Annotated in this window: 8 protein-coding genes and 2 pseudogenes (1 of these 10 cut by a window edge); 4 read left to right on the forward strand and 6 right to left on the reverse strand. The window is 64.1% G+C overall.

Annotation, left to right across the window (positions count from 1 at the left end):
* Positions 1 to 292, forward strand: partial view of an IS5 family transposase gene (locus tag Atro_RS10925; RefSeq protein WP_497927591.1) — the end only. 524 nt of this gene lie to the left of the window's left edge; only the last 292 of its 816 coding nucleotides appear in the window; the start codon falls outside the window, past its left edge; its stop codon occupies positions 290 to 292.
* 121 nt (positions 293 to 413) lie between these two features.
* Here Atro_RS10925 and Atro_RS10930 read toward each other — a convergent pair.
* The 6 genes and pseudogenes from Atro_RS10930 to tkt form a co-directional block, all read right to left on the reverse strand.
* Positions 414 to 737 (reverse strand): annotated as a pseudogene (locus Atro_RS10930) (IS701 family transposase); the annotation flags it as partial.
* A gap of 171 nt (positions 738 to 908) precedes the next feature.
* Positions 909 to 2,107 (reverse strand): annotated as a pseudogene (gene tyrS, locus Atro_RS10935) (tyrosine--tRNA ligase).
* A 208-nt stretch (positions 2,108 to 2,315) separates the two neighbouring features.
* On the reverse strand, positions 2,316 to 3,380 hold the full coding sequence (gene fba, locus Atro_RS10940; protein ID WP_497927592.1) for a class II fructose-bisphosphate aldolase: 1,065 nt from the start codon (positions 3,378 to 3,380) through the stop codon (positions 2,316 to 2,318).
* Positions 3,381 to 3,543: 163 nt separating this feature from the next.
* Positions 3,544 to 4,707: a phosphoglycerate kinase gene (locus Atro_RS10945; RefSeq protein ID WP_497922237.1), complete on the reverse strand. Its 1,164-nt coding sequence runs from the start codon at positions 4,705 to 4,707 to the stop codon at positions 3,544 to 3,546.
* 30 nt (positions 4,708 to 4,737) lie between these two features.
* Entirely contained in the window at positions 4,738 to 5,784 is a 1,047-nt protein-coding gene (gene epd / locus Atro_RS10950) for an erythrose-4-phosphate dehydrogenase (RefSeq protein ID WP_497922239.1), read from the reverse strand.
* A 112-nt stretch (positions 5,785 to 5,896) separates the two neighbouring features.
* The gene (tkt, locus tag Atro_RS10955; protein WP_497922241.1) at positions 5,897 to 7,894 is read right to left on the reverse strand and encodes a transketolase; all 1,998 of its coding nucleotides are present in this window, start codon (positions 7,892 to 7,894) and stop codon (positions 5,897 to 5,899) included.
* Positions 7,895 to 8,143: 249 nt separating this feature from the next.
* Here tkt and Atro_RS10960 point away from each other — a divergent pair, with 249 nt between their 5' ends.
* From Atro_RS10960 to Atro_RS10970, 3 genes are all read left to right on the forward strand, one after another.
* Entirely contained in the window at positions 8,144 to 9,166 is a 1,023-nt protein-coding gene (locus Atro_RS10960; protein WP_497922243.1) for an ArsR/SmtB family transcription factor, read from the forward strand.
* A gap of 49 nt (positions 9,167 to 9,215) precedes the next feature.
* Entirely contained in the window at positions 9,216 to 10,406 is a 1,191-nt protein-coding gene (gene metK, locus Atro_RS10965; RefSeq protein ID WP_497922245.1) for a methionine adenosyltransferase, read from the forward strand.
* A gap of 311 nt (positions 10,407 to 10,717) precedes the next feature.
* Positions 10,718 to 12,616 carry a beta-ketoacyl synthase gene (locus Atro_RS10970; protein ID WP_497922246.1) on the forward strand — a complete coding sequence of 633 codons (1,899 nt, stop codon included), beginning with the start codon at positions 10,718 to 10,720 and terminating at the stop codon, positions 12,614 to 12,616.
* The last annotated feature ends 20 nt before the right edge of the window (positions 12,617 to 12,636 follow it).

Consider the following 12,636-nt stretch of genomic DNA (forward strand, 5'->3'; position numbering starts at 1 on the left):
GGCGGTGGAGGTTGCCTTCGCCGACCAGGGCTACAGCGGCGAGTCGGCGGCCCGGCAGGCAGAGGCGCATGGCATCCAGCTGGAAGTGATCAAGCACACGGAAGCGAAGAAGGGCTTCATCCTGCTGCCCCGGCGCTGGGTGGTCGAGCGCAGCTTCGGCTGGATGGCCCGCTTTCGAAGACTGAGTCGGGATTACGAGCGCCTGGCCTCGACGCTGGCGGACTTTCACTTCATAGCCTTTGTTTGCCTGATGTTGCCGACTGCTCTCAAGGCCTTGGCAACACTCGGCTGATCAAGAAACGAACGGGTTAATAACAGGCTCTAGAGCGACCAAGCCATGATGTGATCCGACGCAATTTGCCGTTACGCCAGTCGGGCAGCGATGCGCCGGATTTCCCGCATGAACCAGTGAATCAATTCGGGTATATCAGGACTATCAGCCGCTGGATAGTTTTTTGGGGAGCCAGGGTGTTGGCCTGAGGCCACACTCAGGCCAACAGGGCAAAGGCCAGTATCACCTGCGACACATGGCGATGCCAGCCATGCCAGGAACAAGTCTCGCTGTAATTCAAGCCAGTTCGCCTTTGACTGCTTCAAAAGCGCTCTCGATCGACCAGCGATGACCCTCTACCCAGGCCAGCCTCTCCAAAAAGGTCCCAGCCGGTGCCCAAATGGTGAAATAGGCCAGTTCTCTATCAACCCGAGCGACAGATCAGCAGGCCCCATGCCCAGAACCCATTACAGATAAGGTCATAGTCACTGACCTCCAGACCCACCAGCCCCAGTCAGGCCCACTCATCTTGTGGGCACTGGAGTTGTCCAGCATCAAGAGCAATACCAAATCGGACTGCGCGGCTTGCTCAATGATGGCCAGGAAGTAGCGGAACTCAAGGCTGAGTGCCAGGCAATCACTCTGCCTTCAGAATAATCTTGGCAAAAGCCTTCTTACCCGCTTGACAGACATGCTCTGTACCTCGCTGAAACACGAAGCCCCGATCAACCACCCCACCATCCACTCGCACCCCTCCAGAACCGAGCAGATCACGTGCCATAGCAGCATTCTTGACCAAGCCTGACTTATTCAGCACAGCAGCGATTGGCATATCCTCTGTTGAGAGCAACTCAATCACAGGCAAATCCTCAGGCAGCTCGCCTGCTCGCATGCGGTTTCCAGCCGCACGATGAGCATTAGCAGCTGCCTCTTCGCCATGGAAGCGAGCAACTATTTCTTCCGCTAACTTGATTTTAATATCCCGCGGATTGCCCCCCGATCAATATCGGATCGAAAGGCATTGATCTCATCCATCGAGCGAAAACTCAGAAGCTCGAAATATCTCCACATCAAGGAATCGGGAATCGACACCAACTTGCCATACATAACACCAGGCGACTCCTGAATACCAACATAGTTACCCAATGACTTAGACATTTTCTTCACGCCATCCAACCCCTCAAGAAGAGGCATAGTGACTATGCATTGGGTCTTCTGGCCGTAGGCGCGCTGCAATTCACGCCCCATTAGCAAATTGAACTTCTGATCCGTACCACCCAATTCAACATCGGCATGCAAAGCGACCGAATCGTATCCCTGCATCAGCGGATAAAGAAACTCATGAATTGCAATTGACTGATTAGCCGCATAGCGCTTGCTAAAATCGTCACGCTCGAGCATACGAGCCACCGTGCAATGAGAAGTAAGCCGGACAAAGTCAGCAGGAGTTAACGTCTCAATCCAGGCAGAATTGAATACTACCTCCGTTTTTTCCGGATCAAGGATTTTAAAAACTTGTGACTTGTAAGTCTCAGCATTCTTCAACACTTGATCACGAGTCAGAGGCGGGCGAGTGGCGCTTTTACCACTGGGATCACCAATCATCCCAGTGAAGTCGCCAATGAGAAAAATTACTTGGTGACCTAGATCCTGAAACTGACGCAGTTTATTAATGAGTACGGTATGCCCGAGGTGCAGATCCGGAGCAGTAGGATCAAAACCAGCCTTAACCCGCAACGGCTGGCCGCTTTTGAGCTTCTCGACCAGCTCCGCTTCGACCAATACTTCCTCTGCACCGCGCTTGATCAGCGCCAACTGCTCTTCAATCGACCTCATGAGAACCCATCAGCCACAAAAGGAAAAGGTAGCAACATACAAGATTGCTCATGAATTACAAGGCTCAGCCAGTCCCTCTCCAGAAGGCCAACCCCAAAGCATATTATTTGACAGTTCGTGAATATCCCGCAGAGCCGTTCCCTTCCCTTACAAAGCACAAGGCCCGCACGAAGCGGGCCCTGCGTTGTCAACGGAGCGTGCGCACTGGTCAGTTGACCTTCGCCGCCAGCTCGCCCTTGGCATAGCGCTGGAACATGCCTTCTAAGGAGATCGGCTTGATCTTCGAGGCGTGGCCGGCAGTGCCGAAGGCTTCGTAGCGGGCGATACAGATGTCGCGCATGGCCTCGACGGTCTTGGCCAGGTACTTGCGCGGGTCGAACTCGCTGGGGTTCTGGCCCATGAAGCGGCGAATCGCGCCGGTGGAGGCCAGGCGCAGGTCGGTGTCGATGTTGACCTTGCGCACGCCGTACTTGATACCCTCGACGATTTCCTCGACCGGCACGCCGTAGGTTTCCTTGATGTCGCCGCCGTATTCGTTGATCACCTTCAGCCAGTCTTGCGGCACGGAGCTGGAGCCGTGCATCACCAGGTGGGTATCGGGAATGCGCTTGTGGATTTCCTTGATGCGCTCGATGGCGAGGATGTCACCGGTCGGCGGCTTGGTGAACTTGTAGGCGCCATGGCTGGTACCGATGGCGATGGCCAGGGCGTCGACCTGAGTTTCCTGGACGAAGCGCGCGGCCTCTTCCGGGTCGGTCAGCATCTGGCTGTGGTCCAGGGTACCCTCGGCGCCGACACCGTCTTCCTCGCCGGCCTGGCCGGTTTCCAGACTGCCCAGGCAGCCCAGCTCACCCTCCACGGACACGCCGCAGGCATGGGCGAAGGCGACGGTCTGCTTGGTCACTCGCACGTTGTACTCGTAGTCGGCCGGAGTCTTGCCGTCCTCACGCAGCGAGCCGTCCATCATCACCGAGCTGAAGCCCAGCTGGATGGAGCGCTGGCAGACATCCGGACTGGTCCCGTGGTCCTGGTGCATGCACACTGGGATATGCGGGAATTCCTCGATGGCGGCGAGGATCAAATGGCGCAGAAAGGGCGCACCGGCGTATTTGCGTGCGCCGGCAGAAGCCTGGACGATCACCGGCGAATCGGTCTTGTCGGCCGCTTCCATGATGGCGCGCATCTGCTCGAGGTTATTGACGTTGAAGGCCGGCACGCCATAGCCGAATTCGGCGGCGTGGTCCAGCAGCTGACGCATGCTGATAAGTGCCATCTTTGTACTCCCTAATGATGATCGTTTGATCGCTGCCCGGCTGACCGCAGGAACGGGCTGGGTTCAAGTGCCCGGAGCCGGGCGTAGGGTGGAAAACTCGCGCAGCGACTTTCCACCGTAGCCATGAGGTGGATAAGGCTGTGCCGTTCCCACCCTACGTTACTCAAGCCTTGGCGCGCTCTTCCAGCACCGCCACGGCCGGCAGCACCTTGCCCTCGACGAACTCGAGGAAAGCGCCACCACCAGTGGAAATGTAGGAGATCTTCTCGCCCACACCGTACTTGTCGATGGCCGCCAGGGTGTCGCCACCACCGGCGATGGAGAAGGCCGGGCTCGCGGCGATGGCCTGAGCCAGAACCTTGGTGCCATTGCCGAACTGATCGAACTCGAACACCCCGACCGGACCGTTCCACAGGATAGTCTTGGAAGATTTCAGCAGTTCGGCGAACTGCGCGGCGGTCTGCGGGCCGATGTCGAGGATCATATCGTCGTCGGCTACCTCGTCGATGGCCTTGATGATGGCCTCGGCGTCTTCGGCGAAGGCCTTGGCAACCACCACGTCCACCGGCAGCGGCACGCTGACCTTGGCGGCGATGGCCTTGGCAGTGTCGACCAGATCGGCCTCGTAGAGCGACTTGCCAACCTTGTGGCCGGCCGCGGCGAGGAAGGTGTTGGCGATGCCGCCACCGACGATCAGCTGGTCGCAGACCTGGCTCAGGGAGTTGAGCACGTCGAGCTTGGTGGACACCTTGGAACCAGCGACGATGGCAGCCATCGGGCGCTGCGGGTTGCCCAGCGCCTTGCCCAGCGCCTCCAGCTCGGCGGCCAGCAGCGGGCCGGCGCAGGCGACCTTGGCGAACTTGGCGACGCCGTGGGTCGAACCTTCCGCGCGATGGGCGGTGCCGAAGGCGTCCATCACGAACACGTCACAGAGGGCGGCGTACTTCTGCGCCAGCTCGTCGGCGTTCTTCTTCTCGCCCTTGTTGAAACGCACGTTCTCGAACAGCACCACCTGCCCCGACTGGATCTCCACGCCGTCGAGGTAGTCCTTGAGCAGCGGTACCTCGCGGCCGAGGGCCTTGCTCAGGTAGTCGGCGACCGGCTGCATGCTGTTCTCGGCGGAGAATTCGCCCTCGGTCGGCCGGCCCAGGTGCGAGCAGACCATCACCGCCGCGCCCTTCTCCAGCGCCAGCTTGATGGTCGGCAGCGAGGCGAGGATACGCGCGTCGCTCTTCACCACGCCGTCCTTCACCGGCACGTTGAGGTCTTCGCGAATGAGTACGCGCTTACCTTTGAGGTCGAGGTCGATCATCTTCAACACGGTCATGCAGTCGGTCCTTCCAGAGAGGCAGGGAGTTTATTGTCTTGCTGCAGCGACGCTCAGCCAGTGCGCGGCGACGTCGAGCATGCGGTTGGCGAAGCCCCACTCGTTGTCGAACCAGGCCAGCAGGTTGACCAGCCGGGGGCCGGAAACGCGGGTCTGGCTGCCATCGACGATGGCCGAATGGGGGTCATGGTTGAAATCGCAGCTGGCGTGGGGCAATTCGGTGTAGTCCAGCAATCCCTTGAGCGGACCCTGCTCGGCGGCCTGGCGCAGCACACGGTTGACTTCCTCGGCCGAGGTGTCGCGGGCGGTCTGCAGGGTGATGTCGAGACAGGAGACGTTGAGCGTCGGCACGCGCACCGCTTTGGCCTGGATGCGTCCGGAAAGTTCCGGCAGCAGGCGCTCGATGCCGCGGGCCAGGCCGGTCGACACCGGGATCACCGACTGGAAGGCCGAGCGCGTGCGGCGCAGATCCTCGTGGTGGTAGGCATCAATCACTGGCTGATCGTTCATCGCCGAATGGATGGTGGTGATGGAGATGTACTCCAGACCGATGGCCTCGTTCAGCAGCTTGAGCAGCGGCACGCTGCAGTTGGTGGTGCAGGAGGCGTTGGAAACCAGCAGCTCGCCGCCTTCGAGGCGCTGCTGGTTGACCCCATAGACGATGGTGGCGTCGACGTCGTGCTCGCTGGCCATCGGTTGGGAGAACAGCACCCGCGGCGCGCCGGCGCGCAGAAAGCGCTCGCCGTCGGCGCGGCTGTGATAGACGCCGGAACACTCCAGCACCAGATCGACGTCCAGCGCCCTCCAGTCGATCCCCTCTGGCGTCGAGACGCGCAGTACCTGCAGCCTGTCGCCGTTCAGACATAACCGGTCGCCCTCCACCCACACCTCGCCAGGGAAGCGGCCGTGGGTGGAGTCGAAGCGGGTCAGGTATTCGATGCTGGCCCGATCGGCCAGATCGTTGAGCGCGACGATGCGGAACTCCGACGACGCGCCCCGCTCATAGTGGGCACGCAAAACGCAGCGGCCAATGCGGCCATAGCCGTTGAGGGCGATTTTGTATGGACGGATGGACATGAGCGTTCTTTGCCGGGCTGGGCGAGTGGAAAACCGCCACGCGGGCTTTCCACACTGCGGAGAATCGGGCTGGCTGGGGTGGACGACCAAGTTCGTCCACCCTTGGTCTGCATCAGTCCTCGAGCAGTTCCCCGGCGACGGCCAGCACGTTGTCGAGGGTGAAACCGAAGTGCTCGAAGAGCGCGCCGGCCGGGGCGGACTCGCCGAAGCTGGTCATGCCGACGATGCGTCCATCCAGGCCGACGTACTTGTACCAGAAGTCGGTATGGGCGGCCTCGATGGCGATCCGCGCACCGACCTGGAGCGGCAGCACCTCCTGTTTCCAGGCGGCGTCCTGGCGGTCGAATACGCTGGTCGAGGGCATGGAGACGACGCGCACCCGATGGCCCTCGGCGCTCAGCCTGTCGAAGGCCTGTACGGCCAGGGCGACTTCCGAGCCGGTGGCGATGAGGATCAGCTCAGGCTCGCCGGCGCAGTCCTTGAGCACGTAGCCGCCGCGGGCGATGTCGGCCACTTGGCGGGCATCGCGCGCCTGGTGCGGCAGGTTCTGGCGACTGAACACCAGGGCGCTCGGGCCGTCCTGGCGCTCGATGGCGGCTTTCCAGGCCACCGCAGACTCCACCGCGTCGCATGGACGCCAGGTATCGAGGTTCGGCGTGCTGCGCAGACTGGCCAGTTGCTCGACCGGCTGGTGGGTCGGGCCATCCTCACCAAGGCCGATGGAGTCGTGGGTGTAAACGAACAGCACGCGCTGCTTCATCAGCGCGGCCATGCGCACGGCGTTGCAGGCGTATTCCATGAACACCAGGAAGGTGGCGCCGTAGGGAATGAAGCCGCCGTGCAGGGCGATGCCGTTCATGATCGCGCTCATGCCGAACTCGCGCACGCCGTAGTGCAGATAGTTGCCGGAGGCGTCGTCCGCCTTGAGCGCCTTGCAGCCCTTCCACAGGGTCAGGTTGGAGCCGGCCAGGTCCGCCGAGCCGCCCAGGAACTCCGGCAGCAACGGGCCGAAGGCGTTCAGTGCGTTCTGACTGGCTTTGCGGCTGGCGATGGTTTCGCCCTTGGCGGCGACTTCAGCGATGTATTCGGCAGCCCGCACGGCGAAGTCCTCCGGCAGCTCGCCGCGGCTGCGGCGCAGGAACTCCGCGGCCAGCTCCGGGTACTCGCCCTGGTAGGCGGCGAAGCGCTGGTTCCAGTCGGTCTCGCGGGCAGTGCCGGCAGCCTTGGCGTCCCACTCCGCGTAGATCTCGGCGGGAATCTCGAAGGGCGCATGGCTCCAGCCCAGCGCGGCACGGGTCAGGGCGACTTCCTCGGCGCCCAGTGCGGCGCCGTGGCACTCCTCCTTGCCCTGCTTGTTCGGCGAGCCGAAGCCGATCACCGTCTTGCAGCAGATCAGGGTCGGCCGCTCGCTCTTGCGCGCGGTCTCGATAGCAGTCCTGATCTCGGCGGGATCATGGCCGTCGACGTTGCGGATCACCAGCCAGCCGTAGGCCTCGAAGCGCGCCGGGGTGTCGTCGGTGAACCAGCCATGCACCTCGCCGTCGATGGAGATGCCGTTGTCGTCGTAGAAGGCGATCAGCTTGGAAAGGCCCAGGGTGCCGGCCAGCGAGCAGACCTCGTGGGAGATACCCTCCATCAGGCAGCCGTCGCCGAGGAACACGTAGGTGTAGTGATCGACGATGCGGTGCCCGGGCCGGTTGAACTGAGCGGCCAGCACCTTCTCCGCCACAGCCAGGCCGACGGCGTTGGCCAGCCCCTGGCCGAGCGGCCCGGTAGTGGTCTCGACGCCGGCGGTGTAGCCGTACTCCGGGTGGCCCGGGGTGCGACTGCCAAGCTGGCGGAAGTTCTTCAGGTCGTCGATGGAGAGGTCGTAGCCGGTCAGGTGCAGCAGCGAGTAGATCAGCATCGAGCCATGGCCGTTGGACAGCACGAAACGGTCGCGGTCGGCCCACAGCGGGTTGCCCGGGTTGTGGCGGAGATAGTCGCGCCACAGCACTTCGGCGATATCCGCCATGCCCATGGGGGCGCCGGGGTGGCCGCTGTTGGCTTTCTGCACGGCATCCATGCTGAGGGCACGAATGGCATTGGCACGCTCACGACGGCTGGGCATCGCTGAATCTCCTGCGGGGGGTACTGAATCGAAAAAGTCGGCTATTTTCGCCCAGCCGCACGGGCAGCGGCAATCGCAGATGGTCGAAGTGGCCATAACCCGCCAGATTAGCAGCCTGATTCAGCCCCGCCTGCCATCCTGCCCACGCGCCTGACGAACGCCCCCTTTTCCGTGAGCGCCGACTGCAATATCAAAACTTTTTGATACAGCCTTGCTGGACGAAAATCGACCGACTAGACTGCCTGCCCCATGAACCTGCGTGTCCCCACCCTCCGCCGCAACGACGACTGCGACGAGCTGGCCGCCCTCTGCAAAGCCGGCGGCGATGCGCTGCGCCTGAAGGTACTGCGCGTGCTGGCCAGCGACTCCTTCGGCGTGCTGGAACTGGCGCAGATCTTCGCCATCGGCCAGTCGGGCATCAGCCACCACCTCAAGGTGCTGGCCCAGGCCGGGCTGGTGGCGACGCGCCGCGAGGGCAACGCGATCTTCTACCGCCGCGCCCTGCCGGCCGCCGCCGGCTTCGGCGGCATGCTGCGCACGGCGCTGCTGGCGGAGGTCGACGCCCTGGAGCTGGAGGACGCCATCCGTGCGCGGATCGGCGAAGTGCATGCCCAGCGGGCCGCGATCAGCCGCGACTTCTTCAGCCGCATGGCGGACAAGTTCCAGGCCCAGCAGGACCTGATCGCCGGCCTGCCGCAGTACCGCGACAGCCTGCTGGCCCTGCTCGACGCCCTGGGCTTCGCCGACTCGGCCTGCGCGCTGGAGGTCGGCCCCGGCGACGGCGCCCTGCTGCCGGAGCTGGCGCGGCGCTTCGCGAAGGTGACGGCCCTGGACAACAGCCCGGCGATGCTCGAACTGGCGCGCCAGCGCTGCGCCCGGGACGGCCTGGAGAACGTCGAGCTGAAACTCGCCGATGCGCTGCAGGACGAACAGGAGCGTGCCGATTGCGTGGTGCTGAACATGGTGCTGCATCACTTCGCCGCGCCGGCCGAAGCGCTGAAGCGGCTCGCCGCACGGGTCAGGCCGGGCGGCAGCCTGCTGCTGACCGAGCTGTGCCGCCACGACCAGGCCTGGGCCCGGGAGGCCTGTGGCGACCTGTGGCTCGGCTTCGACCAGGAGGAGCTGGCGCGCTGGGCCGCGGAGGCCGGCCTGGAGCCCGGCGAAAGCCTGTACATCGGCCTGCGCAACGGTTTCCAGATCCAGATGCGGCACTTCGCCAAGCCTCCGACGGACGCCGACGAACGACAGCGCCCCCCATTGAACATTGCATGACACGGCCGCGAGGCCGACTCAGCCACCGGTAAACAACAGGAACCGATCGATGAGCGAATATTCCCTTTTCACCTCCGAGTCCGTGTCCGAAGGCCATCCGGACAAGATCGCCGACCAGATCTCCGATGCGGTGCTCGACGCCATCATCGCCGAGGACAAGCACGCCCGCGTGGCCTGCGAAACCCTGGTGAAGACCGGGGTGGCCATCGTCGCCGGCGAGATCACCACTTCCGCCTGGGTCGACCTCGAGCAGTTGGTGCGCGACGTGATCGTCGACATCGGCTATGACAGCTCCGACGTCGGCTTCGACGGCGCCACCTGCGGCATCGTCAACATCATCGGCAAGCAGTCGGTGGACATCAACCAAGGCGTCGACCGCGCCAAGCCGGAAGACCAGGGCGCTGGCGACCAGGGCCTGATGTTCGGCTACGCCAGCAACGAGACCGACGTGCTGATGCCGGCGCCGATCGTGCTGTCCCACCGCCTGGTCGAGCGCCAGGCCGAGGCGCGCAAGAGCGGCCTGCTGCCGTGGCTGCGCCCGGATGCCAAGTCGCAGGTCACCTGCCGCTACGAGCATGGCAAAGTGGTCGGCATCGACGCGGTGGTGCTGTCCACCCAGCACAACCCGGAGATCAGCCAGCGCGACCTGCAGGAAGCGGTGATGGAGCTGATCATCAAGCACACCTTGCCGGCCGAGCTGCTGCACAAAGACACCCAGTTCCACATCAACCCGACCGGCAAGTTCGTCATCGGCGGCCCGGTGGGCGACTGCGGCCTGACCGGCCGCAAGATCATCGTCGACTCCTACGGCGGCATGGCCCGCCACGGCGGCGGCGCCTTCTCCGGCAAGGACCCGTCCAAGGTCGACCGCTCGGCCGCCTACGCCGGCCGCTACGTGGCCAAGAACATCGTCGCCGCCGGCCTGGCCGAGCGCTGCGAGATCCAGGTGTCCTACGCCATCGGCGTGGCCCTACCGACCTCCATCTCGGTCAACACCTTCGGCACCGGCAAGATCAGCGACGAGCGCATCGTCCAACTGGTCCGCGAGCACTTCGACCTGCGTCCGTACGCGATCACCCGCATGCTCGACCTGCTGCACCCGATGTACCGTCCGACCGCGGCCTACGGCCACTTCGGCCGCACCCCGGTCGAGATGACCGTGGGCGACGACACCTTCACCGCCTTCACCTGGGAGCGCACCGACAAGGCCGAGGCGCTGCGCGCCGCCGCCGGCCTGTGACGCCCCGACGACCGCCGTCACACTGGCGGCGGTCGTTGCCTTCCCCCTCTGCAGCCGAGGGCTACAATCGGCTAAGATCGCCCATCGATGCCTCCAGCCCAGGCCGCCGTGTACGTCAAGCGACGAGCGCCCTGCGGAGATCGTGACTCGATCCTTGACGATCGCGTCAACATGGACATCCCAAATTCCGCTTCGGCGTGGCCGATCCGACAGGCCCGGACCCCGGACCGCACCACGGATCGGCAATCTGGCAGTGACCGGCCCCCAATTCCGGAGCCTGCAATTCTCTTGCGTGAGGAGTTTTCCGAGCTATGTCTCGCTTACCTGTCATCGTTGGTTTTGGTGGTTACAACTCAGCCGGTCGCAGCTCCTTCCACCACGGTTTCCGTCGCACCGTCATCGAGTCCCTCGCCCCCCAGACCCGCCAGGAGACCCTCGCCGGACTGGCCGTGATGATGAAGCTGGTGAGCGTGGTCGACGGCGAATACCGCGACAGCGATGGCTCGCCTCTCACCCCGGCGGAGATCGAGCACCGCCACGGCGAGCAGATCCTCGCCGCCACCCTGATCCGGCGCATCGAGAAGCAGCACTTCGACGTCGACGCCGCCCACTGGCACAAGAGCCTGACGCTGTCCGGCGAAGCCGAGCCGCTGCACTTCACCACCAGTGCCAAGCAGTTGCCGGAACCGCTGCCGGCCAACTGGAGCGTCGAGCCCCTCGAAGGCAGCCAGGTACGGGTGACCATCCAGGGCAGCTGCGAATTCAAGGTCGACAGCTACCGCGAGCTGCCGGTGAAATCCGCCGGCCAGCTGCCCACCGGCTTCGAGCCGGGAGAGCTTTACAACTCACGCTTCCACCCGCGCGGCCTGCAGCTGTCGGTGGTGGCCGCCACCGACGCACTGCGCTCCACCGGCCTCGACTGGCAGACCATCCTCGACCACGTGCAGCCCGACGAAGTGGCGGTGTTCTCCGGCAGCATCATGAGCCAGCTCGACGAGAACGGCTACGGCGGCCTTCTGCAGTCGCGCCTGAAGGGGCATCGCGTTTCCGCCAAGCAGCTGCCGCTGGGCTTCAACAGCATGCCCACCGACTTCATCAACGCCTACGTGCTGGGCAGCGTCGGTACCACCGGCAGCATCACCGGCGCCTGCGCCACCTTCCTCTACAACCTGCAGAAGGGCATCGACGTCATCACCTCCGGCCAGGCGCGGGTAGTCGTCGTCGGCAACGCCGAAGCGCCGATCACCCCGGAGATCGTCGAGGGCTACGCGGCCATGGGCGCCCTGGCCACCGAGGAAGGCCTGCGCCACATCGAAGGCCGCGACGAGGTGGATTTCCGCCGCGCCAGCCGACCCTTCGGCGCCAACTGCGGGTTCACGCTGGCCGAGGCGGCCCAGTACGTGGTGCTGATGGACGACGCCCTGGCCCTGGAGCTGGGTGCCGATATCCACGGCGCGGTGCCGGACGTGTTCGTCAATGCCGACGGTTTCAAGAAGTCCATCTCCGCCCCCGGCCCGGGCAACTACCTGACCGTCGCCAAGGCAGTGGCCAGCGCGATGCAACTGGTCGGCGAGGACGGCGTGCGCCAGCGCAGCTTCATCCATGCCCACGGCTCCAGCACGCCGGCCAACCGGGTCACCGAATCGGAGCTCCTGGACCGCGTCGCCGGAGCCTTCGGCATCGCCGACTGGCCGGTCGCCGCGGTCAAGGCCTATGTCGGCCACTCCCTGGCCACTGCCAGCGGCGACCAACTGATCTCCGCGCTCGGCACCTTCAAGTACGGCCTGCTGCCGGGCATCAAGACCGTCGACCGCTTCGCCGACGACATCCACGACGAGCACCTGCGCCTGTCCACCCGCGACGTGCCCCGTGACGACCTGGATGTCTGCTTCATCAACTCCAAGGGCTTCGGCGGCAACAACGCTACCGGCGTGCTGCTGTCGCCGCGGATCGCCGAGAGGATGCTGCGCAAGCGCCACGGCGAGGCGGCCTTCGCCGACTACTGCGCACGCCGCGAGGCCACCCGCGAAGCCGCCCGTCGCTACGACGAGCAGGTCCTGCAGGGGCGCTTCGACATCCTCTACAACTTCGGCCAGGACATGATCGACGACCACGCCATAGAACTGAGCGAGGAAGGGATCAAGGTACCCGGCTTCAGGCAGGCGATCCGCTTCAAAAAGGACGAACGCTTCAGCGACATGCTCGACTGAGGCACGCCTCACCCGGCGGG

The sequence above is a fragment of the Azotobacter tropicalis genome (assembly GCF_059739045.1).